At 72.9% G+C, this 23,797-nt stretch carries 23 protein-coding genes; 11 read left to right on the forward strand and 12 right to left on the reverse strand.

Annotation, left to right across the window (positions count from 1 at the left end; all coding sequences use genetic code 11):
* Window positions 1–72: 72 nt before the first annotated feature.
* The 3 genes from FHS88_RS11975 to FHS88_RS11985 all read left to right on the forward strand — a co-directional run bounded on the left by FHS88_RS11975 (window position 73) and on the right by FHS88_RS11985 (window position 3,000).
* Window positions 73–930: a thioesterase family protein gene (locus FHS88_RS11975; RefSeq protein WP_184484900.1), complete on the forward strand. Its 858-nt coding sequence runs from the start codon at window positions 73–75 to the stop codon at window positions 928–930.
* Window positions 931–1,029: 99 nt separating this feature from the next.
* Complete coding sequence (locus FHS88_RS11980; RefSeq protein WP_184484902.1) at window positions 1,030–2,010, forward strand: Bug family tripartite tricarboxylate transporter substrate binding protein; 981 nt, start codon at window positions 1,030–1,032, stop codon at window positions 2,008–2,010.
* Between the two features lie 159 nt (window positions 2,011–2,169).
* Window positions 2,170–3,000: a nitroreductase family protein gene (locus FHS88_RS11985; RefSeq protein WP_184484904.1), complete on the forward strand. Its 831-nt coding sequence runs from the start codon at window positions 2,170–2,172 to the stop codon at window positions 2,998–3,000.
* Window positions 3,001–3,155: 155 nt separating this feature from the next.
* Here the strand turns inward: FHS88_RS11985 and FHS88_RS11990 are convergent, their stop codons facing one another.
* From FHS88_RS11990 to FHS88_RS12000, 3 genes are all read right to left on the reverse strand, one after another.
* Window positions 3,156–4,118: a UDP-glucuronic acid decarboxylase family protein gene (locus FHS88_RS11990; protein ID WP_184484906.1), complete on the reverse strand. Its 963-nt coding sequence runs from the start codon at window positions 4,116–4,118 to the stop codon at window positions 3,156–3,158.
* Between the two features lie 186 nt (window positions 4,119–4,304).
* A complete protein-coding gene (locus FHS88_RS11995) occupies window positions 4,305–5,282 on the reverse strand; it encodes a GDP-mannose 4,6-dehydratase (RefSeq protein WP_184484908.1) in 978 nt (325 codons plus the stop codon).
* 40 nt (window positions 5,283–5,322) lie between these two features.
* Entirely contained in the window at window positions 5,323–7,758 is a 2,436-nt protein-coding gene (locus tag FHS88_RS12000) for a PAS domain-containing protein (protein ID WP_184484910.1), read from the reverse strand.
* Window positions 7,759–7,946: 188 nt separating this feature from the next.
* Between FHS88_RS12000 and FHS88_RS12005 the strand changes: the two genes are divergently transcribed.
* Both FHS88_RS12005 and FHS88_RS12010 read left to right on the forward strand, forming a co-directional pair.
* On the forward strand, window positions 7,947–8,435 hold the full coding sequence (locus tag FHS88_RS12005; RefSeq protein ID WP_184484912.1) for a hypothetical protein: 489 nt from the start codon (window positions 7,947–7,949) through the stop codon (window positions 8,433–8,435).
* A gap of 64 nt (window positions 8,436–8,499) precedes the next feature.
* Window positions 8,500–10,056, forward strand: a complete 1,557-nt coding sequence (locus FHS88_RS12010) for an acyl-CoA carboxylase subunit beta (RefSeq protein WP_184484914.1) — start codon at window positions 8,500–8,502, stop codon at window positions 10,054–10,056.
* A gap of 9 nt (window positions 10,057–10,065) precedes the next feature.
* On the opposite strand, the gene FHS88_RS12015 is transcribed toward FHS88_RS12010, so the two are convergent.
* From FHS88_RS12015 to FHS88_RS12055, 9 genes are all read right to left on the reverse strand, one after another.
* Window positions 10,066–11,031 carry a Bug family tripartite tricarboxylate transporter substrate binding protein gene (locus FHS88_RS12015; protein WP_184484916.1) on the reverse strand — a complete coding sequence of 322 codons (966 nt, stop codon included), beginning with the start codon at window positions 11,029–11,031 and terminating at the stop codon, window positions 10,066–10,068.
* A gap of 29 nt (window positions 11,032–11,060) precedes the next feature.
* Window positions 11,061–11,951: a substrate-binding domain-containing protein gene (locus FHS88_RS12020; RefSeq protein WP_184484918.1), complete on the reverse strand. Its 891-nt coding sequence runs from the start codon at window positions 11,949–11,951 to the stop codon at window positions 11,061–11,063.
* 5 nt (window positions 11,952–11,956) lie between these two features.
* The gene (locus tag FHS88_RS12025; protein ID WP_184484920.1) at window positions 11,957–12,910 is read right to left on the reverse strand and encodes a Bug family tripartite tricarboxylate transporter substrate binding protein; all 954 of its coding nucleotides are present in this window, start codon (window positions 12,908–12,910) and stop codon (window positions 11,957–11,959) included.
* A gap of 102 nt (window positions 12,911–13,012) precedes the next feature.
* Window positions 13,013–14,113, reverse strand: coding sequence for a 3-isopropylmalate dehydrogenase (leuB, locus tag FHS88_RS12030; protein ID WP_184484922.1), 1,101 nt, complete (start codon window positions 14,111–14,113; stop codon window positions 13,013–13,015).
* On the reverse strand, window positions 14,110–14,742 hold the full coding sequence (gene leuD, locus FHS88_RS12035; protein WP_184484924.1) for a 3-isopropylmalate dehydratase small subunit: 633 nt from the start codon (window positions 14,740–14,742) through the stop codon (window positions 14,110–14,112). The genes leuB and leuD overlap by 4 nt, the downstream gene beginning before the upstream one ends.
* 12 nt (window positions 14,743–14,754) lie before the next feature.
* On the reverse strand, window positions 14,755–16,158 hold the full coding sequence (leuC, locus tag FHS88_RS12040; RefSeq protein WP_184484926.1) for a 3-isopropylmalate dehydratase large subunit: 1,404 nt from the start codon (window positions 16,156–16,158) through the stop codon (window positions 14,755–14,757).
* A 142-nt stretch (window positions 16,159–16,300) separates the two neighbouring features.
* Complete coding sequence (locus tag FHS88_RS12045; RefSeq protein ID WP_184484928.1) at window positions 16,301–16,690, reverse strand: TadE/TadG family type IV pilus assembly protein; 390 nt, start codon at window positions 16,688–16,690, stop codon at window positions 16,301–16,303.
* 67 nt (window positions 16,691–16,757) lie between these two features.
* Window positions 16,758–17,210, reverse strand: coding sequence for a TadE/TadG family type IV pilus assembly protein (locus FHS88_RS12050; protein WP_184484930.1), 453 nt, complete (start codon window positions 17,208–17,210; stop codon window positions 16,758–16,760).
* Complete coding sequence (locus tag FHS88_RS12055; protein WP_184484932.1) at window positions 17,207–18,682, reverse strand: TadG family pilus assembly protein; 1,476 nt, start codon at window positions 18,680–18,682, stop codon at window positions 17,207–17,209. The genes FHS88_RS12050 and FHS88_RS12055 overlap by 4 nt, the downstream gene beginning before the upstream one ends.
* 489 nt (window positions 18,683–19,171) lie before the next feature.
* Here FHS88_RS12055 and FHS88_RS12060 point away from each other — a divergent pair, with 489 nt between their 5' ends.
* The 6 genes from FHS88_RS12060 (at window position 19,172) to FHS88_RS12085 (ending at window position 23,789) form a co-directional block, all read left to right on the forward strand.
* The gene (locus FHS88_RS12060; RefSeq protein WP_184484934.1) at window positions 19,172–19,375 is read left to right on the forward strand and encodes a Flp family type IVb pilin; all 204 of its coding nucleotides are present in this window, start codon (window positions 19,172–19,174) and stop codon (window positions 19,373–19,375) included.
* A gap of 188 nt (window positions 19,376–19,563) precedes the next feature.
* On the forward strand, window positions 19,564–19,773 hold the full coding sequence (locus FHS88_RS12065; protein ID WP_184484936.1) for a Flp family type IVb pilin: 210 nt from the start codon (window positions 19,564–19,566) through the stop codon (window positions 19,771–19,773).
* Window positions 19,774–19,817: 44 nt separating this feature from the next.
* Window positions 19,818–20,330 (forward strand): A24 family peptidase, encoded by a 513-nt coding sequence (locus FHS88_RS12070; RefSeq protein ID WP_184484938.1) that lies wholly within the window; start codon window positions 19,818–19,820, stop codon window positions 20,328–20,330.
* A gap of 5 nt (window positions 20,331–20,335) precedes the next feature.
* On the forward strand, window positions 20,336–21,208 hold the full coding sequence (gene cpaB, locus FHS88_RS12075) for a Flp pilus assembly protein CpaB (RefSeq protein WP_184484940.1): 873 nt from the start codon (window positions 20,336–20,338) through the stop codon (window positions 21,206–21,208).
* Between the two features lie 11 nt (window positions 21,209–21,219).
* The gene (locus FHS88_RS12080) at window positions 21,220–23,454 is read left to right on the forward strand and encodes a type II and III secretion system protein family protein (RefSeq protein WP_184484942.1); all 2,235 of its coding nucleotides are present in this window, start codon (window positions 21,220–21,222) and stop codon (window positions 23,452–23,454) included.
* Window positions 23,455–23,459: 5 nt separating this feature from the next.
* Entirely contained in the window at window positions 23,460–23,789 is a 330-nt protein-coding gene (locus FHS88_RS12085; protein WP_184484944.1) for a hypothetical protein, read from the forward strand.
* The last annotated feature ends 8 nt before the right edge of the window (window positions 23,790–23,797 follow it).

Genomic DNA, 23,797 nt, shown 5'->3' on the forward strand with positions numbered 1-23,797 from the left:
CAACCCCCCGCCCGGCTTGCCGCCGCGGCGCTGCCGCGCTGATCTGGGCGGCGACAGCGAGGGGGCGTTGGCGTGATCATCATCGGCCGGGGCAGCGTGCAGCAGGAGGAATGCGACGTGATGGGGCACATGAATGTGCGCCACTACGTCGCGCGGGTGACGGATGCGCTCGCCTGGCTGCTGCTGGAGGCGGGGCTGCCGCCCTCCCGCGCGGGCTTCGTGGTGCGGGACCAGCACATCCGCTTCCTGCGGGAGATGTCGCCCGGCACGCCCTTCACCATCGCCGGCGGCGTGCTGGAGGCGGCGCCGGACGGGCTGCGCTGCTTTGCCGAGATCCGCAACACCGCGACCGACGCGCCGGCCGCGACCTTCGTCACCGACCTCGCAGCACCTGCCGGCGGGCTTGCCCTCGATGCGCTGCGCGTCGCGCTGCCCGCGCATGCGGCGCCGCGCGGGCTTTCCTTCGCGCCGCCGCGTGCCCTGCCGGACCGCGGGGCGGCGCTCGCCATGGGCCTCGCGGAGGGCTACCGCGGCGCCGTGCGCGCGCATGAGTGCGACGCCGCCGGCGTGATGCGCCCCGATGGCGTCATCGCGCGCGTCTGGGACGGCGTGCCCAACCTGCGCAACCGCGGCACCGGCGTGGGCGTGAAGGAGGAAGGCATGGGCAGCGCGGCGCTCGAATACCGCGTCTGCTACCTGCGCCCGATGCGCGCTGGCCAGCTCGTGACCGTCTGCAGCGGGCTGCGCGCGCTGGGCGAGAAGACCACCACCTGGACGCACCTCCTGCATGACGGCGAGACCGGCGCGCCGGTCGCCGCGGCCGAGGCGGTGGGCGTGGCCTTCGACCTCGCCGCCCGCCGCGCCGTGCCGATCCCGCCCGCCCGGCGCGCGGCGCTGGAGGCGATGCTGGTGCCGGGCCTCGGGCTTTGAACCGCGGATGGCGCCGGATGGCCCTGGCGCCGGGCCGCCCGCCTCGCTATCTGCTCGCCGCAACGCCCCTCCGCCGGGGCCCAGGGAGGATGCAACGCCATGACCTTCGCCATCGGCCGGCGCGCGACGCTCGGCCTGCTCGCCGCCACGGCCGCGCCGGGCCTTGCCCGCGCCCAGACGCTGCAGCGCAATGCGCGCATCGTCATCGGCTTTCCGCCCGGGGGGTCCTCCGATGTCATCGCGCGGCTCTATGCCGAGCGCCTGCGCGGCGTGTTCGCGCCGACGATCGTGGTGGACGGGCGCGTCGGCGCGGCCGGGCGCATCGCGGTCGAGCACGTCAAGGCCGCGGAGGCCGACGGCACCACCATCCTGCAGACGCCGGCCTCCATGCTCGTGCTGCAGCCGCATGTCTTCCCTCGAGAGGTGCGCTACGACGCGCTGACCGACCTGATCCCGGTCTCGACCGTCTGCACCTATCCCTTCGCCTTCGCGGTGCCGCGCGAACACCCCGCGCAGAGCCTGCCCGCCTGGATCGAATGGGCCAGGGCGCAGGGGCGGGAACTGCCCTGGGCCTCGCCGGCCGCCGGGTCCTCGCCGCATTTCATGGGCATCGTGCTGGCGAAGAAGGCCGGGCTCAACCTGACGCACATCCCCTTCCGCGGCGCCGCGCCCGCGGTGCAGGACCTGATCGCCGGGCGGCTGACCTGCTTCATCGGCGTGCTGGGCGATGTCTCGGCCCATCACGGGCAGGGGCTGCGGCTGCTCGCGGTCTCCTCCGCCGCGCGCAACCCGCGCTTCCCGGATGTGCCGACCTTCGCGGAACTGGGCCATCCGGACCTGAACAAGGACGAATGGTTCGGCGCGCTGCTGCCGGCGGGCACGCCCGCGCCCATCGTCACCGCGCTGCATGGCGCGATCCGCGCCGCCGCCGCGACGCCCGAGATGATCGCGGCGATGGAGCGGCTCGAATATGCCGCGACCACCTCCGAGAGCCCCGCCGCCTTCGCCGAGCGCATCCGGCGCGAGCGCGACGACTGGGCGCGGATCGTGCGCGAGAGCGGCTTCCGGCCGGAGAACTGACGGAGCGGCGCGGCGCGGCGGCGCCTGCGGCATCGGATGCGGGAGCATGCCGGCGGCATGGCGCGTCACTGCGCCGGATCCGGCCGCCGCCATCGCCGGCCGGCTTGCCGACCGGGCGGCGCACGCTACCTTCGGGTCATCCCCGGGAGAGACGAGATCATGGACGGAACGCAGATGCCGGCGGCCGCCGCCGCCCTTGCCGCGCGCTACGGCGCGGGCGCCGAGCCCAAGGCCGGACCCTGGAACGAGACGCTCGCGCTGCTTCTCTCGCACCGCTCGGTGCGCGGCTTCCGCCCCGACGCGCCGCCCGCGGGCACGCTCGAGGCGCTGATCGCCGCGGCGCAGTCGGCGGCGACCTCCTCGAACCTGCAGACCTGGTCGGCGGTGTCGGTCAACGACCCGGCGACGCGCCGGGAACTCGCGACGATCGCGGGCAACCAGAAGCATATCGAGCAGTGCCCGATCTTCCTGGTGTTCCTCGCCGACGTGTCGCGCAACGGCCGGCTCGCCGCCGAGGCCGGGGCGGAACTGGCCGGGATGCCGTATCTCGAATCCTTCCTCGTCGCCGCGATCGACGCCGCGCTCGCCGCGCAGAACGCGGTGGTGGCGGCCGAGAGCCTCGGGCTTTCCACCGTCTATATCGGCGCGCTGCGCAACGACGTGACGCGGGTGGCGGAACTGCTGCGCCTGCCGCCCGGCGCGGCGCCGGTCTTCGGCCTGTGCGTCGGCTATCCGCTGCCGGGCCGCGAGGGCGAGGTGAAGCCGCGCCTGCCCCAGGCCGCCGTTCTGCACCATGAGGCCTATGACGCCGACGACGCCGCGCACCGCGCCGCCTACGACCCGCGCATGGCCGAGTTCTCCCGCCGCAATGAGATGGCGGACCAGACCTGGTCGCAGCGCGTGATCGCGCGGCTCGGCACGATGAAGGCGCTGAGCGGGCGCGACAGGCTGAAGGAGAAGCTGGTCGCTCTGGGCTTCCCACTGCGCTGAGGCGCGGCGCGGCCCCTTAGCGGCGGCTCATACTAGCGGGTGGAAGGTCGGATCTTTCGCCCGCTGGCACGGCGTGCGGGGTTCGCGGGGTGGCCGCGCGCGGAACCGAACCCTGATGCCCTGTGGGCAAAGGACGATCCTTTGTCCGCAGGGTATCAGTCCGCCGTCTCGGGCCGCCGGAGCAGGGCGTCGAAATAGGCGACCGTCCGGCGCAGCCCGTCCTCGAGCGGCACCTTCGGCTCCCAGCCGAGCAGCCGCTTCGCTAGGCCGATATCGGGGCAGCGGCGGGTCGGGTCGTCCTGGGGCAGGGGGCGCTTCTCGATGCGCGCATCCTCGCCGCAGAGCGCGATCACCCGCTCGGCGAGTTCGCGCACCGTGATCTCGTGCGGATTGCCGAGATTGACCGGCCCCGTCACCTCGTCGGGCGTCGCCATCAGGCGCATCAGCCCCTCCACGAGGTCGTCCACGAAGCAGAAGGAGCGCGTCTGCGTGCCCTCGCCGTAGATCGTGACCGGCTCGCCGCGCAGGGCCTGGACGATGAAGTTCGACACGACGCGCCCGTCATTGGGGTGCATGCGCGGGCCATAGGTGTTGAAGATCCGCGCCACCTTGATGCGGACATTGTGCTGGCGGCGGTAGTCGAAGAACAGCGTCTCGGCGCAGCGCTTGCCCTCGTCGTAGCAGGCGCGGGGCCCGAGAGGGTTGACGCTGCCGCGGTAGTCCTCGCGCTGCGGATGCACCTCCGGGTCGCCGTAGACCTCGCTGGTGGAGGCCTGCAGCACCTTGGCCTTCACCCGCTTGGCGAGGCCGAGCATGTTGAGCGCGCCCGAGATGGAGGTCTTGGTCGTCTGCACCGGGTCGAACTGGTAGTGCACCGGGGAGGCGGGACAGGCGAGGTTGTAGATCTCGTCCACCTCGACATAGAGCGGGAAGGTGATGTCGTGGCGCATCGCCTCGAAGCGCGGATGGGCGAGAAGGTGGGCGATGTTGTCGCGCGTGCCGGTGAAGTAGTTGTCCACGCACAGCACGGAAGCGCCCTCGGCGAGCAGGCGTTCGCACAGATGGGAGCCGATGAAGCCGGCCCCGCCGGTCACCAGAACGCGCTTGCGCGACATCATGCCTGCCTGATCTCCTGACACTTCCCGGCATCGCGCCGGATGCTCCGCAGCCCGCCGCCACCCTCGGTCGCGTGGCGGCACCACCCTCGCGCCTGCCTCATGGCGCCGGCCTTCGCGGTAGCCCGCCCGGCCGGTCGTGTCGAGGGACGAGTTCGCCCGGGATCGGATCCGCCCCGGCGGCCTGGCCTAGAGCCGCGCCTTCCAGCGCGTGAGGTCGGCGTCCACCATCTCGGCGATCATGGCCTCGAGGCTCGTCTCCGGCACCCAGCCCAGGCGCGTGCGCGCCCGGCTCGCGTCGCCGACCGTCACGTCCACATCGGCCGGACGCAGGAAGGCGGGGTCCACGCGCACATGGTCCTGGTAGTCGAGGCCGACATGGGCGAAGGCGATGCGGCAGAGGTCGCGGATCGAGGCGGCGCGCCCGGTGGCCACCACATAGTCGTCGGGCTTGTCCTGCTGCAGCATCAGCCACATCGCCCGCACATAGTCGCGCGCATGGCCGAAGTCGCGCCGCGCCTCGAGGTTGCCCATCGGCAGTTCCTTCGCGAGGCCGAGGCTGATGCGCGCCGCGCCATCGGTGATCTTGCGCAGCACGAACTCGATGCCGCGCAGCGGGCTGTCGTGGTTGAACATGATGCCGTTGCAGCCGAACAGGCCGAAGGCGTCGCGGTAGTTCTGCACGAGGCAATGCGCGAAGACCTTGGCCGAGGCATAGGGGCTGCGCGGATGGAAAGGCGTGTCCTCGTTCTGCGCGGGCGTCTCGGCGCGGCCGAACATCTCGCTCGAACTGGCCTGGAAGTAGCGCACGCCGGGGGCGGCGATGCGCACCGCCTCCAGCATGTTGGCGGTGCCGATGGCGGTGACCTGCGTGGTCAGCAGCGGCTGGTCCCACGACATCCGCACGAAGGACTGGGCGGCGAGGTTGTAGATCTCGTCCGGCTTCACCTTCTCGAGCAGCCGGATCAGGGAGGAGAGGTCGATCAGGTTGCCGTCCACCATGCGGACCTCGCCCGCGCAGCCGAGCCGCCGCAGCCGCTCGCTCACCGCCTCCGATCCACCGTGGCGGTGGAGCAGGCCATGGACCTCGTATCCCTTGCCGAGCAGCAGCGCGGCCAGATAGGCGCCGTCCTGGCCCGTCACCCCGGTGATCAGCGCGCGCGCCATGCCCCAGCCCATCCTGCCGTTGTCGAGTGAACGGGGGGCGTTATACGCGGCTTTGCCCCAGGGCCAAGGGCGCGGTCTCGGGCAGCCGGGCCGGTTCGCCGACGCGGAAGCGGATCAGTGCCTCGAGCCCCTCCTCGGGGAAGCGCAGCGACACAGAGGCGCCCTCGCCGAGATCATGGACCAGCCCGCGCTCGAGCAGGCGCAGCCCGAAGCCGCGGCGCTCGGGCGGCGGCGGGCTCGCCTTCGGCCCGCCGCTCTCGTGCCAGGAAAGGCTCGCCACGCCGTCCTCGGACAGGCTCCAGGTCAGGTCCACCTCGCCGCCCGGGCGCGACAGCGCGCCGTGCCGGACCGCATTGCCGGCGAGCTCGTTCAGCCCGAGCACGACGGCCTGCGCCTGCGCCGGCGTCAGCTGGATGCGGCCCGAGCCGCCGAGGCGGATGGCGCGGCCGGCCTCGAGCCAGGGCAGCAGCCCCGCCCGCACCACGCGGGCGAGGTCAACCGGCTCCCAGCCCTGGTCGGCGAGCAGGTCGTGGCTGCGCATCAGCGCCTGCAGCCGGCCGACGAACTCGCGCCCCATCCCGGCCGCGCCCGCCGTGCCGCGCAGGGACTGCGCCGCGATCGCCTGCACCGTGGCCAGCGTGTTCTTGACGCGGTGGTTCAGCTCCGTGACCAGCAACTCGCGCGAGCGTTCCGCATGCACGCGCTCGGTCACGTCCTGCAGCACCGCCGAGACGCCGGTCACGACACCCTCGGCATCCTTCACCGGATGGCAGGAAGCGAGCCAGTGGCGCAGGTTCTGCACCTCGCCCGGCGCCTGGCCGGAACAGGCCACGTCGAGCACCGGCCGGCCGGTCTCGAGCACGCGCCGCTGCGCCGCCTCGAGCGGCGCGGCGAGGCCCTCGGGCATCACCTCGCGCACTGCCCGGCCTATATGCGCCTCGTTCGGCAGGCCGCTGATGGCGGCGAAGCGGGCATTGACGTTCACGAAGCGCAGCCCCTGGTCCACGAGCGCGAGGCCGACCGGCACGTTGTCGTAGACCGCGCGCAGTTCGGCGACCGTCTGCCGCACCTGGGATTCGTTGACGCGATGCGCCTGCCCGGCCCCGCGCGCCTCCGCGACATCGTGGATGGCCCCGACCCATTCCAGGATCTGGCCGTCCTCGCCCGTCACCGGCGCGCCGGTGGCGCGCACCCAGCGCCAGCCCGCCGCCTCGTCGGCCATGCGCAGGCGGAACTCCACGCCGATGATGCTGCGCGCGACGAGGCAGCGGCCCCACTCGGCAAGCGTCGGCGCGCGGTCGTCGCGGTGCAGCATCTCGAGCCAGCCATCGCCGCGGAAGGCCGGCGCGGTCTGTCCCGTCAGCCCGGCCCAGCCGGCCGCCTCGATCCAGCCGCCCGCGGCATCGGCGCGCCAGAGCACCAGCGCGCCGGCCTCGGCGAGCGCGCGCAGCCGCCGCTCCCGCGCCGTCACCGCCGCCTGCGCCTCGGCCAGCGCCTCGCCCAGCGCGGCGAACTCGGCCGCGCCGCCGAGCCGCGGCGGGGCAGGGGGCTGGCCCTCGCCGGCGAGGGCGGCGGCCATCGCCTCGATGTGGCGTTCGGCCGCCTCGACCGGCTCGCGCAGCAGGCGCAGGCTGCGCCGCCAGGCGATGGCCGCGGCGGCGAGGGCGAGCAGCAGCAGCCCGGCGGCGACCGGCAGCAAGCGCCCGAGTGGCGAGGCCGCCAGCCCCGACGGCTCCCAGACCACGAGGAACCACTCCGGCGCCTCGGCGAGATGGGCCACGACGAAGCGCAGCGCCGCCCCGTCCGCGCCGCGCCCTTCCTGCGCGGTGCCGCGCGGCGCGGTATAGACGGCCGGCCATGCCGGCCCGCGGCCGGCCTCCTCGCCATGCGCCGCGACCACGCGGCCGCGGCTGTCGAATATCACCGCGCGCGGCACGGCGAGCGCATCGGCGATCCGCTCCGGCACGATCTGGATCGTGAGCACGCCCGTCGCGCGGCCATCCTGCATCCGCGGCAGCACGAGCTGCGGGGGCGCGCCCTCCGTTCCCTGGGCGCCGACCAGCACGTCGCTCACGCGCGGGCGCCCCGTCTCCACCGCCCAGATCGCCGCCGCGATGGCCGGGGTGGAGCCGAGCGGCGTGCCGAAGGGCTGGGCCGTGTCCACGAGCACCCCGAGCGCGCGATCGAGCACCGCGATCGGGGCCCCGACCGTCTCCGCGAGGCGCCGCGCGGCGGCGTCGGTCGCGGCAAGATCGTCGTCCGGCGCCGCGGCCAGCGCGGCGGCGAAGCCCTCCAGCGCGGCCCGGCGGCGCTCGATCTCGGCATCGGCCGCGCGCGAGGCGATCCGCGCCGCCTCGGCCAGCCGGGCATCGGCGGCGCTGCCTTCGAGCCAGATGAGCCCGGCCCCGACACCCAGCGCCGCGACCAGCAGCGGCACGACGGCCAGGATCACGAGGCTGCGCAGCCGCGCCGCCAAGTCCGGCGCGCGCGACCGCGCAGGGTTCCGTTCCCGCCTTTCGCCTCGACCGATCATCCCCGCCGCGGCAGACCCCGCCCCATAAACACCTGAATCATCGGTGAATCGAATCGGCAATGCAAGGCAAGGCTGCGTGTGGTTCCTTGATGCACTCCCGGTCCGGCGGCCGCGAATGCTACGGTCGGGCGATGATTCGCCCCTTCCCGCGCGCCGCCATCGGGCTGCTGCTCGTGCTCGCCGCCTGCGCGCCAGAGCCGCCGCCGCCCGAGGAGCCGCTGCCGCTGCCTCCGCCCCCGCCCCCGCTGCTGCGCGGCGGCCGAGTTCCGCCCGCCCCGCCGCCCTCGCCCGACGCGGCGTCCGAGGCGCCAGGGGGTGCTTCCGCGCCCGAGGCCACGCCCGCGCCGCCGCGCGCCGCCGACGCGGCGCCGGTCTGGCGCGTGCAGCGCGACGGGACGGTGGGCTGCGCCGATCCCGCCGCGCTGCGCCTGCTCGGCGACCGCACCGACGCCTCGCCCCGCATCCTGGCCGAGGCGCGTGCCGCCGGGGGGTGCCGGACCACCTTCCGCATCAACGAATGGGCGGTGGTCGCGACCGAGGGCAACCTCGTGCAGCTTCGCCTGACGAGCGGGCCCGCGCTGACGCTCTGGTTCCGCCGCGACGAGGTGATCGCGCCCTGACCCCGGCTTGCCGTCGCGCCGCGCCGGCGGGACACTCGGCGGAGGAAGGGGACACTCCGCACGCATGAGCTGGCAGCCCGAACTCGACGAACTGCGCCGCCGCGAGGCCCTGGCCCGGGCGATGGGCGGGCCCGACAAGGTGAAGCGCCAGCACGAGGGCGGCCGGCTGACGGTGCGCGAGCGGGTCGAGGCTTTGGTGGACCGCGGCTCCTTCCACGAGGTCGGCGCCATAGCGGGCCGCGCCGAATACGATGCCAAGGGCGACCTCGCGGCCTTCACCCCCTCGAACTGCGTGATGGGCCGGGCGATGGTGGATGGCCGGCCGGTGGTGGTGGTGGGCGACGACTTCACCGTGCGCGGCGGCAGCGCGGACGCGACCATCCGCGAGAAGCCGATCATGGCCGAGCGCATGGCCGCGGAGCTGCGCCTGCCGATCATCCGGCTGATCGAGGGCTCGGGCGGCGGCGGCTCGGTCAAGACCATCGAGACGACGGGCCGCGCCAACCTGCCCGGCGGGGTGGGCGGGACGCAGCTCTACCAGCAGACCACGGCGAATATGGGCCTTGTGCCCGTGGTCACGCTCGGCCTCGGCTCGGTGGCCGGGCTCGGCTCGGCGCGGCTCGCGGCGGCGCACTACTCGGTGATGACGAAGTCCTCGGCGATGTTCGTCGCCGGCCCGCCGGTGGTGGCGCGCCTCGGCGAGACGCTGGACAAGCGCGACCTTGGCGGCTGGGAGATCCAGTGCAAGGCCGGCGCGGTGGACGACGCGGTGGAGACGGAGGCCGAGGCCTTCGCCGCCGCGCGGCGCTTCCTCTCCTACATGCCCTCCTCGGTGTTCGAGCTGCCGCCCGTCATCCGCGCCCGCGACGATGCGGCGCGGCGGGAGGAGGGGCTGCTCGCGGCCATCCCCCGCGACCCGCGGCGCGCCTACAAGGTGCGCCCCATCATCGAGGCGCTGTTCGACAAGGGCTCCTTCTTCGAGACGGGGCGCTGGTTCGGCCGGCCGGTCGTCACCGGCCTCGCGCGGCTCGAAGGGCGGCCGGTGGCGGTGCTGGCCTCGGACCCGGTGTTCCAGGGCGGATCCTGGACGGCCGATGCCTGCCAGAAGGTGATCCGCCAGGTGGACCTCGCCGAAACCTTCCACCTGCCGGTCGTCTACCTGATGGACTGCCCCGGCTTCGCGGTCGGGCTCGAGGCCGAGCGCAACGCGACCATCCGCTGGGGCGTGCGCGCCATGGCGGCGGTGAACCAGTGCCGCCAGCCCTGGTGCACCATCATCCTGCGCAATGCCTTCGGCGTGGCGGGGGTGGTGCACCAGCCGGCCGGGCGCTTCTCGCTGCGCTACGCCTGGCCGTCGGCGCGCTGGGGCTCCCTGCCGCTCGAAGGCGGCGTCGAGGCGGCCTATGCGGCGGAGGTCGCGGCCGCCGAGGACAAGGCCGCGAAGGTCGCCGAGATCGAGGCGCGGCTGCAGAAGCTGCGCTCCCCCTTCCGCACCGCCGAGGCCTTCTGGGTCGAGGAGATCATCGACCCGCGCGACTCCCGCCGCCTGCTGTGCGAGTTCTCGCGGCTGGCGCAGAAGCTGCTGGCGCCGGGGATGGCGGCCTTCACCATGCGGCCGTGAGGGGCGCGCCTATTCCGGCGTGATTCCCGCCACGCGCACAACCTCCCGCCACTGAGGAACCTCCGCGAGGAGCCGTGCGGCCAGTGGCGCCGGGCCGTCGAGCAGCAGCGTCGAGCCACGCTCGGCCATGCGCCGGAACAGCGCGCTCCCGGGCTGCGCGAGCGGGGCCAGTTCGGCGTTCATGCGCGCGATCGCCTCGGGCGCCGTCTGGCGCGCCGCGAACAGCCCGAACCAGAAGGGCACGGCATAGCCGGGAACGATCTCCCGCACCGCGGGGACCTCGGGCAGCAGCGGCGCGCGCGCCTCGGTCGTCACGCCGATGACGCGGATGCTGCCCGCGCGCACATGCTCGAGCGCGAGCGAGATGTCGCCGATGAAGCAGTCAATGTCCCCGGCGAGCAGCGCGTTCAGGATCAGCCCGGCGCCGCGATAGGGCACGTGCAGCAGCTCGACCCCCGCCTTCTGCGCGAAATAGGTGCCCGCCAGATGCGTCGCCGAGCCGATGCCCGAGGAGCCGAAGGAGACGCGCCCCGGCGCCTCCCGCGCGCGGGCGAGGAAGGTGCGGAGATCCGCCGGTCCGTTGCTGCTGCGGACCGCGAGCGTGAGCGGCGATTCCATCACGACCGAGACCGGCGGCAGGTCGGTGAACACGTCGAAGCCGAGATCCCGGCGCAGCGCCGGCAGCGTCGCCACGGCGTTCGAGGTGATGAGGAAGGAATGCCCGTCCGTCGCGGTGGCGACATGCTGCATCCCGACCTGCCCGCCCGCCCCGGCACGGCTCTCGAAGATGACGGGCTGGCCGAGGCGGGGCGAGAGGTGCTCGACGAAGAAGCGGGCCGGAACGTCCTGCGGTCCGCCGGGGGCGAAGGGGCTGATCAGCCGGACCGGCCGGCTGGGCCAGGGCTGCTGCGCGACCGCCGGCAAGGCGAGGGCGGCGCCGAGCGACGCGCCGAAGGCCCGACGGGTCATTGTCATGGGCGGTTCCTCCCGGTGCGGATATCGGATCAGGCGGGCACGGCATCCTCCCAGCGGGGCAGGGGGCGCTGCTCGATCGGCACGAGCCAGGCCGCGTGGTTGCCGCGATGGATGACGACGGCGGGCAGCAGGATCTCGCGCGGCACCGGCTCGCCGCGCAGGTGGCGCAGCGCGGCCATGGCGGCGATCGCGCCCATGCGCTGCCCGTCATAGTCCATGGAGGCGAGCAGCCGGCCCTCGGCGATCGCCTCCGCCGCCTCGATGGTGCCGTTGTTGCCCACCACCAGAGCGCGCCGCCCCGCGGCCTCGAGCGCGTCCAGCGCGCCGAGCGCCATCAGGTCGTTGGTGCAGATCACGCCGTCCAGGCGCGGATGGCGCGCGAGCAGCGCCTCCATCGCCGCGCGCCCCGGCTCGCGCAGGTAGCGCCCCGGCGCGGCGCCGAGCAGGCGGATGCCCGGGGCGGCCGCGATGGCCTCGCGGAAGCCGCGGCCGCGGTCGCGGCTGGTGGGCGCGCTGTCCGGCCCCTCGATCAGCACCACATCGCCGCGGCCATTCAGGGCCGCGATGAGGAAGCCGGCGACGGTCCGGCCCATGGCCGCGTCGTCGGCGCCGACGAAGGAGACGAAAACCCCCCTCATGCGGTTGACGAAGCCGATGAAGGGAATGCCCGCCGCGATCGCCTCGGCCACCGGGGCCTCCAGGAGGGCATCGTCGGCCGGGGCGAAGAGGATCGCATCCGGCCGCTCCGCCACCACGGCGCGCAGAAGCGCGATCTGACCGGCCGCATCGTCGGGCTCGGCGGGAAAATGCCGCGTGGCGGTCGCGCCTTCGGCCGCCGCCGCGCGCTCCACGCCACGCAGGAAGGCCTGGTAGTTCGGATTGACGCCGTTCTTGGTGAAGGCGGCGAGGCGGATCGCCACGCCGCTCAGTCCCCTCGCACGCCGGCGGTGCGGATCACCTCGCCCCAGGAAGCGAGGTCGCGCGCGATGCGCGCGTTGAAGCTCCGCGTGTCCTCGAAGTTCGGCGTCAGGCCGTTGGCCAGCAGCCTTTCGCGGAACTGCGGGTTCTCGAGCGCGCGGCGCGTGGCGTCGGACCAGCGCGCGAGGCTTTCCTCGCTCATCGCGCGCGGCCCGCAGATGCCGAACCAGCCCGCCATCTGCAGCCCCGGCACGAAGGCCGAGATGGGCCGCACCTGCGGGAAAAGCGGGGAGCCCGCATCGTCGCCCATGGCGAGGATCCGCAGTTCCCCGCCCGTGACCTGGCGCATGACGTCGCCGAGATTGGTGATCATGAAGTCGGTCCGGCCGCCGAGGATGTCCACCACCGCGAGCGCCGCGCCGCGATAGGGCACATGCACGATGTCGAGCCCCGTGCGCGCCTTCAGCAGTTCGGCGGACAGGTGCTGCGCCGAGCCCACGCCCGCCGAGGCATAGGTCAGCCCGCCGGGCCGCGCGCGCGCGGCCGCGAGCAGGCCGGGAACGTCCTGGTGCGGCCCGCGCGCGGCGACCACCAGCGCATAGGTGGACAGCGCGACATTGGCGACACCCGTCAGCTCCGTGCGCGGGTCGATCGGCAGCGCGGCGCCGGGCAGGTTGGGCGTGATGGTCATGCTGCCCATCGGGCATTGCAGCACGGTGTTGCCGTCCGGCGCGCTGCGAGCGACCACCTCGGCGCCGATCAGGCCGTTGGCACCGGTGCGGTTCTCCACCACGCCGCGCGCGCCCATCAGCGGCGGGACGTATTCGGCGATCAGCCGGGCCATCAGGTCGCCCGCGCCACCGGGCGCGAAGCCGGAGATGATGCGGATGGTGCGTTCCTGGGCCGCGGCCGGGAACGCCAGCAGGGAAGCCGCGACGGCGGCCAGCAGCAGGCGACGCATCTCACCCTTCCTCCCTATTCCTTGGGAGGAACGCTAGGACAGGCCGCGCGCGGAGGCGAGGGGTCTGCCGGGCATGACCGCCCGCCCGGATCGCCCCCGCCCCTACAGCGAGGCCTCGAGGGCGGCGATCACGGCATCCGTCATGGCCCGGGTGCCGAGCACCGCCTCGCCCGGCAGCGCGATGTCGGCGGTGCGGGCGCCGGCGGCGAGCGCGGCCTCCACCGCCGCCTCCAGCCTGTCCGCCTCGGCCGGTGCGCCGGCCGTCCAGCGCAGCAGCAGCGCGGCGGAGAGGATGGCACCGAGCGGGTTCGCGACCCCCTTGCCCGCGATGTCTGGCGCCGAGCCGTGGATCGGCTCGTAGAGCGCGCGGCGGCGTCCGTCCGGACCCGGCGCCGACAGCGCCGCCGAGGGCAGCATGCCGAGGCTGCCGTTGATCGCCCCGGCGCAGTCCGAGAGCAGGTCGCCGAACAGGTTGTCGGTCACGATGACATCGAAGCGCGCCGGCGCGCGGCCCAACTGCAGCGCGCAATTGTCGGCGAGCATGTGCTCGAGCGCGACATCGGCGAATTCCGCCGCATGCACCTCGCTCACCACGTCGCGCCACAGCCGGCCTGCCTCCATGACGTTGGCCTTGTCCACCGAGGTCACGCGGTTGCGCCGCTGGCGGGCGAGGGCGAAGGCGAAGCGCGCGACGCGGGCGATCTCGGCTTCCGTGTAGCTGTGGGTGTTCACCCCGCGGCGGCTGCCATCGGGCTGGGTCTCGATGCCGCGCGGCGTGCCGAAATAGACCCCGGCGGTGAGCTCGCGCACGAAGACGAGATCCGCGCCCGCGATGGTCCGCGGCTTGAAGGGCGAGGCCTCGGCGAGCGCGGGCCAGGCACGGATGGGGCGGAGGTTCGCGAAGACGTCGAGCGCCTTGCGCATGCGCAGCAGCGCGCCCTTGCGGCGCTCCTCCGCCGGGATGTGCTGCTGCGCGAGGCTGTCGGTCGCGCCGAAGAGCAGCGCATCCGCGGCCTCGATCGCCGCCCAGGTGGCGTCGGGCATGGTGGTGCCCTCGGCCTGCCAGGCGGCGGTGCCGAACAGCAGGCGCGTCATGCGCAGGGGCAGGCCGCGCCGGGCAGCGAACCAGTCGAGCACGCGCACCGCCTCGTCCGTCACCTCCGGGCCGATGCCGTCGCCCGGCAGCACCGCGATCTCGATCATGCGCCGCGCTCCACCGGCTGCCAGACCCAGGGCCGCGCCGCCCGGTCGGCGGCCTGCCAGGCCAGGATGCGGTCCTGCACGCGCAGCGTGAGCGCCACGTCGTCGAGGCCCTCGATCAGCGCCTCGCGCTTGCGCGCATCCACCGCAAAGGGGATCTCGGCGCCCTCGGGCGTGACGACGACCTGCCGCACGAGGTCCACCCTCGTATGGCGCGCGCCCTGCGCGGCCTCGGTCTCGGCGGCGATGCGCCGGATCGCCTCCTCGGGCAGCACCACGGGCAGCAGGCCGTTCTGGAAGCAGTTGTTGAAGAAGATGTCGCCGAAGGAGGGCGCGAGGACGGCGCGGAAACCCATGCCCATCAGCGCCCAGACGGCGCCCTCGCGCGAGGATCCGCAGCCGAAGTTGGGCCCCGCCAGCAGGATCGGGCTGCCGCGGTATTGCGGACGGTTGAGGACGAAATCCGGATTCTCCGACCCGTCCGGGAGGTAGCGCAGGCGCTCGAAGGCATGGGGCCCGAGGCCGGTGCGGCCGGTGCCCACCAGGCGCTGGATCGGGATGATGACGTCGGTGTCCACATTGGGCGCCAGCATCGGCGCGGCGGGGCCGCTGACGGTGGTGAACTTTTCCATCTGGGCCGCCCCTTACGCCGCGAGCTGCCGGACATCGGCGATGGCGCCGGTGACGGCCGCCGCCGCCGCCATGGCCGGGGAGGCGAGATGCGTGCGCGCCCCCGTGCCCTGCCGCCCGACGAAGTTGCGGTTGGAGGTGGAGACGCAGCGCGCGCCGGGCGGCACCGCCTCGCCATTCGCCGCGACGCAGAGCGCGCAGCCGGGCTCGCGCCATTCGAAGCCGGCGGCGCGGAAGGCGGCGTCGAGCCCCTCGGCCTCGGCCGCGCGCTTCACGCGCTCGCTGCCCGGCACCACCCAGGCGGTGACATGCGGGGCCACTTTCCGCCCGCGCAGCACGGCGGCGGCGGCGCGCAGATCCTCGATGCGCGAATTGGTGCAGGAGCCGATGAACACCCAGTCCACCTTCGTTCCCGCGATCGGTGCGCCGGGTGCGAGGCCCATGTAGGCGAGGGCGGCTTCCCAGGCGGTGCGCTGCTCGGCATTCGCGGCCGCGGCGGGGTCGGGCACGCGGCCGGTGACGGGCAGCACATGCTCGGGGCTGGTGCCCCAGGTGATCTGCGGGGCGATGTCGCGCATCTCGATCACGAGGTCGCGGTCGAAGCGCGCCTCGGCATCGCTCGGCAGGGCGCGCCAGGCGCGCAAGGCCGCGTCCCAGGCGGCGCCGCGCGGCGCGAAGTCGCGGCCCGCGAGCCATTCGAAGGTGGTCTCGTCGGGGGCGACCATGCCGATCTTCGCCCCCATCTCGATCGAGAGGTTGCACAGCGTCAGCCGCCCCTCGACCGAGAGGGCGCGCACCGCCGAACCGGCATACTCCACCGCATGGCCGGTGCCCGCGCCGGCGCCGAAGCGGCCGATGGCGGCGAGGATCATGTCCTTCGGCGTCACACCCGGCGGGGCGGTGCCCTCGAAGCGGATGCGCATGCTGCGCGGCTTCTTCTGCGGCAGGGTCTGGGTGGCGAGGACATGGCGCAGTTCGGAGGCGCCGATGCCGAAGGCCAGCGCGCCGAGCCCGCCATTGGTGCAGGTGTGGCTGTCGCCGCAGACGAGCACCGTGCCGGGCAGCACGATGCCGAGTTCGGGCGCCATGACATGCACGATGCCGTTGCCGTCCTGCCCGAGGTCGAAGAGGCGGATGCCCGTCTCGGCCGCGCGCGCGCGCAGGCCCGCGAGCAGCCGGCCCCCTTTCGGGAAGGTCTCGGCGGTGCGCCCGGGGGCCGAGGAGACGGCATGGTCGGGTGTCGCGAAGACGAGGTCGGGGCGGGCGATGCGGTGGCCGGCCTCGAGCACCTCCTCGAGCGCGCGCCCGCCGGAGAGGTCGTGCAGCAGCACCCGGTCGCAATGCAGCAGGGACCAGCCGCCGCCGAGATCGGCGACGACATGGGGGTCCCAGATCCTGTCCAGCATCGTTGCGGGCATGGCCGCCGTCCTCCCGCGCATTCGCCGCGTGCGTCGCATCCCGGGCGGCAAGGGCGCCCGGCGGCGGCATCACGCCGCGAGCATGGCGCGCGGTCAAGCGCAGGCCGGTTCGCCGGTTCGCCCGGATGACGAGCGGGGAAGTTCAGAAGACGAAGCGGACCGTCGTCGTGTCCTGGAAACGCTGGGGGCCGACGCCGAAGACGTTCATGACGAGATTGAGCGTCACGTCGGTCGTGACAGTGACGGTGACGGCGGTTCCGCCGCCACCGACCGGCGCCTCGACGCGCGAGACGCACACGCCGGGGCTCCCGCTCACGAGGCCGCCGACCACGCCGCCGCGGCCGATTGCGGAAACCAGCTGCTCGCGGCACAGCGTCTGGCCGCTCTGCATGGTCACCATGCCGTGCCGCCCGGCATCCGCGATGAAGTTCCGCAGGCCCTGGACGGTCATGTAGTAGCGGCCGACCTCGACCGCCGCGAGCAGCATGACCATGAAGAGGCCGCCGACGACGGCGAACTCGACGGCAGCCACGCCGCGCCGCGAGCGCCACGGCGCGGCGAACCCGCGAGCTGCGCGGCGCGTCCGGCGGGCGGGCGGGTCAGCGGAGGCGGAGCTCGACATTGCCGCGCAGCGTGGTCAGGGGGACGACGAGCAGCGCCGTGAAGGGCTGCGACACGGTGACCGAGACGTATTGCCGGAAGTCATCCGTGCCGCAGGACGCCACGGGATCGCCGGTCGAGCAGTCGAACGCCGTGGTGCCCGGGGGCGGGCAGAGGCACGATGAGGACACCGAGATGGAGGTGTTCCCGGCCGGGTTGTTCGTGCCCGTCGCAGGGATCCCGAGCGACTGCAGGATCGCCGCCCGGATGGCATTCTGGTCATCGGGCTGCGAGAACGCCACCTGCGCGCCCGCGCGCGCCGCGGATTCGAGGCGGATCGTCCGCTGCAGGGCGTTGCCGAAATCCACCACCGCCAGGGTGATGAACAACACGATGGGTGCAGTCAGCGCGAACTCGAGCGCCGAGGCGCCGCGGTCCAGGCGGCGCCTCATTGGGCGAGCCTCACATAGACGATGCGGGTGACGGCGGTTCCATTGGCTTCGCAGGCGGCGATGTTGACCGCCGAGTTGCCCGAATAGGTGAGTTCGCCCGCCACCACGGCCATGCATCCGCCGGCGGGCGTCGGCGTCTGGTTCATCGTGCCCGTGCCTTCGAGTTCGACATGGGCGGTCGGCGCGTAGATCGCGCCGAAGATGGTGCTGTTCGGGTTGCCCGTGATCTTGATCGAGTCGTTCGCCGCGTTCGAGACCCGCCCGAGGTCGTCGCGGTAGAGCACGATGCCGTCATAGGCGCTGATCGTGCCAAAGCCGGGGCCAGGCGCGTTGAGATTGAACTCTCCGCCGGTGATCCGCAGGTTGCCGACATTGTTGGGGTTGCTGCCGGTCAGGACGATCGTGACGCCGGCCCCGCCGACGCTGCAGCCGCTGCAGACGATGCGGCCGCCCGTCTGCGACAGGCTGGCATTGTTGAAGTAGTAGGTCCCCGGCGTCAGCGTCAGCGTCTGCCCGGCGCCGATGGCGACGTTCGTGCAGGTGGCGCTCGGCGTCGTGTTGGGGTTGGTGTGGGCGGCGAGCCGGATCTCGACGGCGCCGTTGCGGTTCGTCGGCTGGCCGCTGGCGTTCAGGTAGGTCGGTTCAACGCATTGCGCGTTGTTGAAGCTCGGCATCGGCGCGAGGTCCACATGCCGGTACGGGTTGGGCGTGGGCGCCTGGTTCGACGAGTATCCGGCGGGCATGTTGCCGCCCATCACCTGGTTGCAGTTGTAGCACTGGCCGGAGGACCGGAGGCCGCCGATCGTGGCGGCCTGGGCGGCCGAATTGTTCTGGATGTTGATCGCCCGCCGTCCGGTCGCATTCGCGACCATGAGGCATTCGGGCGCGTTGACCGTGCTGCTGCCGGCGATGTTCGTGCGGCCGCTGACCTGCGATGTGGTGGTCGGCGGCGGGATGGTCAGGGTGCAGGCCGGTCCGCCCTGGGCGATGATGGCCGTCGCGCCGCCCCATGCGACGGGCGTCGTGGCCGAGATGAGCCGCGCGAGCGCGGTGGGCTGGGGTTGCGTGACTTCGACCCGGACGGCGTTCGGCGAGTTGCCCGCCGGCGCCGGCGAGGTGAAGGTGCGGGTGCTTTCGTTCCAGAAGCCGGTCCGGACCGTCACGCTGGTGCCATCCCGGCCGGCCAGGAAGCCGTTTCGTTCAACCGCGTCGCGCGCGACGGTGTCCACCGACAGGGCGAGCGGGGCGTTGGGGCCCCGCAGGGCCAGGGTGGAAATGCCGGCATAGGCTCCGGCATCGGCGGCATTCTGGACGTTCCGCCGGACGGTCAGCCACACGCCCGCTTCGGTCGCGAGCGCCCCCATGCCGAGCATGGCGGTCAGGCCCACGGCCATCGCGGCACCGACAGCGCCGCGACGGCGGGCGCGTCCGCGCTGCGCGGGGTTCAGCCTTTGCGCCGGGGTTCGAGCCATTCTGGCCTCCGTGAAGCCCTGAGCGGCAGAGCGAAAATTGATACGGGACGCTTATTTAGTCTGCGCGTATTTTTGGTGCTATTCAAGCGGGAATCGGTAAATCATGAAGGAAAATTTAATAAAAGAACGGCCGTGGAACGACCTCACGAAGGCGAGATCGTATGTGAGTGGGCGACGTTGCAATTTTTCGACGATTCTTTGTGGTGGCCGGCGGCTATATGCAGGCGCATTCGGCGCATGCGCGGGGCTGCGCTGAGATGGCGCTACGCATATCACGAATAGTTGAAACAGGTTTTCCGTTTTTGAAGAAGAATCTCGTTTTTTAGAGTTGACGGACCATTAATGAAAATGGTCATCTCCCCTCAGACGCGGTCACCCCCTCATCGAGGGATCCGCTTCGCACTCTCCCCCGCGAGGCCCAGACGAGCGGGTGCGGGAGAGGGTGAGGCAAAACAGGCTCGTTATTGAGATGCTTCGAAGGGGATCGACATGATTCGCAAGTTCCTGGCCTCCATCCTTGGCGCCGCTTCCGACAAGAAGGGCGTGACCGCGGCCGAGTACGCCATCCTCGCGGTGGGCGTGGTCATCGTGGTCGGCGGCGCCGTCCTGGCCTTCGCGCCGGCCCTGAACCAGGCGTTCACCGGCATCGGCACCCAGATCACCTCGACCCAGAGCTCGATCACCGGCCGCTGATCCAGGCTTCCTGATCCCCGCCCGGGCGCCCGGCCGCAGTGCGCAAGCCTGACCGGCCGGACGTCCGGAGTGGGGCGGGGAGGTCCCCTCAGGGGTGTGAGGGGAAACACTGGACGGCGCCGCGGGCCGGCGCCAGCCTTCCGGAGCCAGGATCGGCGAGCTGGGGCTGGCCTTAGGGGGTGAAGGCAATGAGAGCGGTCCAGAAAATCTGGCATGTTCTCCGCCGAGGCTGGGACGACCGGAAGGGCGTCACGTCGGCGGAATACGCCATTCTGGCGGTCGGTGTGGTGATCGTGGTCGGCGGGGCGATCCTCGCCTTCGACATCAACAACCCGATGAACTACGCGGGGCAACAGATCGTCGCCGGCCAGAGTTCGCTCGCCGCGACGGCACGCTGAAGTCACCGGAACGGAGTCAACTCCAGGCGGAGCGGGTGCGCGACATGACTGGCTTCCTGTTGTTCCAGGTCGTCGCGATCCCTCTGCTCATCTTCGCCGCGGCGCGCGATATCGCCACACGGTTGATTCCGGATGAGGTTTCCATCGCGATCGCAGTGGCCGGCCTGATCGGCCGCGTGATGACGGCCGGCTGGGCCGATGCCGGCCTGTCGCTCCTCATCGGCGTCGCGCTCTTCCTTCTTCTCCTGCCTCTTGCCGCGCGCGGCCTGCTCGGCGGCGGGGATGTCAAGGTCATGAGCGCCATGGCGGTCGGCCTGGCGCCGCATGAGACCTGGCTTTTCATCGTCGCGACCGTCTTCGCGGGCGGGCTGCTCGGGGTGGCCTACATCCTGGGCCGGCATGTGGTGCCGCAGCCGCGGCTCGCCGGCCAGGCCTCGCTGCTCCGCCGCGTCCTGGTCGTCGAGGCATGGCGCGTTCGGCGCCGTGGCCCGCTTCCCTATGCCGTCGCCATCGCGGTGGGCGGCATCCTTGTCCTGACCCTTCTGCCGAGGGCGTAAACACCATGTTCCTCCGCATCCTTGTCATCTTCTCCCTGGTGTTGAGCGCCACCGGCCTCGGCATCCTGGCCATGCAGCTCATGCAGCCGCCGCAATACGTCCCGCAGGTGGCGCGCGTGGAGGCGCCGCCGGTCGTCGCGCCGGCCCCGCGCGTGCGGATGCTGGTCGCGGCGCGGCCGCTGTCCATCGGCACCCTGCTGAAGGACGACGACCTGCGCGAGATGGAGGTCTCGGGCGACAGCGTCCCCGATGGCGCCTTCGTCGGCGGGCAGGAATCCCTGGCCGAGCTGCGCGGCGCGCTGCTGCGGCGCTTCGTGGACCCCAACACCCCGATCGTGCGCACCGACGTGCTGCGCCCGCGCGACCGCGGCTTCCTCGCCGCCGTGCTGCGCCCCGGCACCCGCGCCATCTCGATCGGCGTGGACGTGGTGACCGGCGCCTCGGGCCTGATCTGGCCGGGCGACGAGGTTGACCTGATCCTGACGCAGAACCTCAATACCGGGGACCAGGGACGCGAATCGCCTGGACGCCGTGTCGTTGGCGAGACCATTCTGTCCGCCGTTCGGGTTATCGCGGTGGACCAGCAGATCAGTCACAGCGGGTCGGATGCGACTGCCGGGCGTGTGGTTGCGCGCACGGTGACGCTTGAGGTTACCCCGGAGCAGGCTGAGCGTGTGGCTGTCGCCATGCAACTCGGCCGCATCTCCCTCGTGGTCCGCTCCATCGAGGGTGTGCCCGAGGCGACCGGGCCCCGTCCTTCCCTTGTGTTCGGTTCCGATGTCTCCTCTGCGCTGACCGGACCCCAGGCGCCGGCGCCCACCGCGCCCCGCATGCGGGTTATCCAGGGCGGTACGCAGCAAGAGGTGACGTTCCGATGAAAGATGCGCGCTTGGCCGAGTTCCGCGCGGCCGCGGGGGAGTGGATGACCGGCGCGCGCCGCGCCGGTCGCCTGCCCCTGCTCGCCGCCACCGCGACCCTGCCGGTTCTGGTCCTGATGCCCGCCTCCTTCGCGGCGCAGGCGGCCGGAACCCAGGCGGTCGAGGCGGGACCGGCCGAGGCGCCCCGCGTGATCGGCGTCAGGACCGGCACGCATCCCGGCTATGGCCGGATCGTCTTCGACTGGCCGGCCCGCACCGAATACCAGGCGGTGCCGACCGATGACGGCCTGCTTGTCCGCTTCGCCTCGCCCGGCCAGGCCCGCCTCGATGGCGTGGCGGTGCCGCGCAACGTGACGGAACTGGCCCAGGCGGAGGGCGGGGTGCGCATCGCGACCCGGCCCGGCGTGCGGTTCCGCCATTTCCATCACGGGCCGAAGCTCGTGATCGACATTCTCGACCCCTCGGCGCCTGCCGCCGCCGCCGCGCCCCCCGCCGCTTCCGTGGCGACGGCGCCCGAGCCCGCGCTGCCCAGCGCCGAGGCGGTGATCGCCGACCTCGCGCAGGCGATGCAGCGCCCCAACCCCGCCGTCACCCCGCGGCCGGCCATCCTCGCGAGCGCCTCGCCTGCTACGGCGAGCCTGCCCGCCACCCCGATCGCGCCGGAGGCGCTCCCGCCGCAGGAACCCGCGGTGGTGCGCATGGCCCAGGCCCTGCCGCCCTCCGGTCCCCGCATGGGAACGCCGCTGACCGTGCCGGCGCAGACCCAGGGCTTCACGCTGCTGCCGCAGGCGCAGGCCCAGCAGGCCCAGGCCCAGATGCCGACGGTGCCGCAGATCCCCGGCATGCCGCAGGTCAGCGCGCCTCAGCCCGGCGCCACCCTGACCCGGCCGATCGTGCTCGAGCAGGGCTCTGGCCGCCTCGTCGAACTGCCCGCCGCGGCGGTCACGGTGCTGGTGGCGGATCCGCGCATCGCCCGCGTGCAGCCGGCCTCGCCCACCAGCCTCTTCGTGATGGGCGTGAATGCCGGCCGCACCAACCTGATCGCGACGCGCGAGGACGGCTCGCTGGTCGCGGAGTTCGACATCACGGTGCAGAGCAGCGCGGCGGGCGTGCCGCAGGCCGCGCCGGCCACCGCCGCCGCCATCGCCCCGGTCACCGCGGGCCAGGTGCAGAGCATGATCCGCCGCATGGTCCGCGGCGGGCAGAATGTGCGCGTGAGCATCGTCGGCCGCGGCGCGATCGGGCTGACCGGCATGGTGCCCACCGCCGCCGACGCCCAGCGCGCCGAGGCCATCGCCAAGGCGATGGGCGGCGAGGGGCGGGAGGTGATCAACAACCTCCAGCTCCTCTCGGGCATCCAGGTGAACCTGCGCGTGCGGGTGGCCGAGGTGTCGCGCGAGGTGACGCGCGATCTCGGCTTCAACTGGCGCGCCGCCTTCAGCGACGGGTCCTGGCAGCTCGGCCTGCGGACCGGCAGCGGGGTGGTCGGGACCATCATCGGCTCGCTGACCGGGGCCAGCGCGGGCACCGGTGGCCTGGTCGGCGCGGGCTACACCCGCGGCAACTGGGACGTGAACACCATCATCGACGCGCTGGCGCAGGACCGGCTCGTGACCATCCTGGCCGAGCCGAACCTGACCGCGCAGTCGGGCGAGGTCGCCTCCTTCCTGGCCGGCGGCGAGTTCCCGGTGCCGGTGGCCGCGGCGGGCAACGCCAATGCGCTGACGGTGGAGTTCAAGCAGTTCGGCGTCAGCCTCTCCTTCGTCCCGACCGTGCTCTCGCCCGAGCGGCTGAACATGCGGGTGCGGCCCGAGGTCAGCGAACTCTCCGAGGCCAACTCGGTGATCTTCCCGGTGGCCGGCGGCACGGTGCGCATCCCGGGCCTGACGGTCCGGCGCGCCGAGACGACCATCGAGGTCGGCAGCGGGCAGAGCTTCGCCATCGCCGGCCTGCTCAGCCGCAACTCGGCCATCAACAACAGCGGCCTCGCGGGGCTGGGCGACATCCCGGTGCTCGGCGCGCTGTTCCGCTCCGATCGCTTCCGCCGCAACGAGACGGAGCTCGTGATCATCATCACGCCCTACCTCGTGCGGCCGGTCTCCGATCCCTCCGCGCTCGGCACGCCGCTCGACAGCTTCCGCCCGGCGACGGATCTCGAACGCATCCTGTTCCGGCGTCAGACGGGATCGGGCGCGCCCTACCGGGAAATCCGGCCGCCCGCGGCCTCCGGCTTCATCGTGGAGTGAGCGACATGGCCCGGAACCCGGCTCCCATCCTCGCCATCGCCCTGGCGCTTGGCGCCTGCGCCGACAGCTACATCGCGCCGACCGACTTCGAGCGGCGGGGCACCTGGCAGGCCGACGGCGTCAACGACCGCAACCTGCGCGCCATGGTCGCCGATCCGTCGCACCTGACGCGCGGCGTCGGCGCGGCGACCGAGCGCGGCGATGCCGGCTCGGCGGCGGTGACGGCCATGCAGCAGGGGCGGCGCCCGCCGCTGCCCGAGGGCATCACCGACATCGGCCGGCAGGGCGCAACCCCGGCCGGCGTCACCTCGGGCGGAGGCGGCGGTGCGCGCTGAGCGCCTTC

Origin of the sequence: Neoroseomonas alkaliterrae, from assembly GCF_014199195.1 — a bacterium.
Taxonomy (GTDB): Bacteria; Pseudomonadota; Alphaproteobacteria; order Acetobacterales; family Acetobacteraceae; genus Neoroseomonas; species Neoroseomonas alkaliterrae.

What these genes read in the sequence shown, in the direction of transcription:
- leuC (WP_184484926.1), bottom strand. Translation starts at nt 16,158, where the DNA reads ATGCCCGCAACGATGCTGGACAGGATCTGGGACCCCCATGTCGTCGCC.
- FHS88_RS12085 (WP_184484944.1), top strand. Translation starts at nt 23,460, where the DNA reads ATGGCCCGGAACCCGGCTCCCATCCTCGCCATCGCCCTGGCGCTTGGC.
- cpaB (WP_184484940.1), top strand. Translation starts at nt 20,336, where the DNA reads ATGTTCCTCCGCATCCTTGTCATCTTCTCCCTGGTGTTGAGCGCCACC.
- leuB (WP_184484922.1), bottom strand. Translation starts at nt 14,113, where the DNA reads ATGATCGAGATCGCGGTGCTGCCGGGCGACGGCATCGGCCCGGAGGTG.
- leuD (WP_184484924.1), bottom strand. Translation starts at nt 14,742, where the DNA reads ATGGAAAAGTTCACCACCGTCAGCGGCCCCGCCGCGCCGATGCTGGCG.
- FHS88_RS12065 (WP_184484936.1), top strand. Translation starts at nt 19,564, where the DNA reads ATGAGAGCGGTCCAGAAAATCTGGCATGTTCTCCGCCGAGGCTGGGAC.
- FHS88_RS12025 (WP_184484920.1), bottom strand. Translation starts at nt 12,910, where the DNA reads ATGCGTCGCCTGCTGCTGGCCGCCGTCGCGGCTTCCCTGCTGGCGTTC.
- FHS88_RS12055 (WP_184484932.1), bottom strand. Translation starts at nt 18,682, where the DNA reads ATGGCTCGAACCCCGGCGCAAAGGCTGAACCCCGCGCAGCGCGGACGC.
- FHS88_RS12005 (WP_184484912.1), top strand. Translation starts at nt 7,947, where the DNA reads ATGATTCGCCCCTTCCCGCGCGCCGCCATCGGGCTGCTGCTCGTGCTC.
- FHS88_RS12060 (WP_184484934.1), top strand. Translation starts at nt 19,172, where the DNA reads ATGATTCGCAAGTTCCTGGCCTCCATCCTTGGCGCCGCTTCCGACAAG.
- FHS88_RS11980 (WP_184484902.1), top strand. Translation starts at nt 1,030, where the DNA reads ATGACCTTCGCCATCGGCCGGCGCGCGACGCTCGGCCTGCTCGCCGCC.
- FHS88_RS11995 (WP_184484908.1), bottom strand. Translation starts at nt 5,282, where the DNA reads ATGGCGCGCGCGCTGATCACCGGGGTGACGGGCCAGGACGGCGCCTAT.
- FHS88_RS11990 (WP_184484906.1), bottom strand. Translation starts at nt 4,118, where the DNA reads ATGATGTCGCGCAAGCGCGTTCTGGTGACCGGCGGGGCCGGCTTCATC.
- FHS88_RS11985 (WP_184484904.1), top strand. Translation starts at nt 2,170, where the DNA reads ATGGACGGAACGCAGATGCCGGCGGCCGCCGCCGCCCTTGCCGCGCGC.
- FHS88_RS12010 (WP_184484914.1), top strand. Translation starts at nt 8,500, where the DNA reads ATGAGCTGGCAGCCCGAACTCGACGAACTGCGCCGCCGCGAGGCCCTG.
- FHS88_RS12050 (WP_184484930.1), bottom strand. Translation starts at nt 17,210, where the DNA reads ATGAGGCGCCGCCTGGACCGCGGCGCCTCGGCGCTCGAGTTCGCGCTG.
- FHS88_RS12070 (WP_184484938.1), top strand. Translation starts at nt 19,818, where the DNA reads ATGACTGGCTTCCTGTTGTTCCAGGTCGTCGCGATCCCTCTGCTCATC.
- FHS88_RS12015 (WP_184484916.1), bottom strand. Translation starts at nt 11,031, where the DNA reads ATGACAATGACCCGTCGGGCCTTCGGCGCGTCGCTCGGCGCCGCCCTC.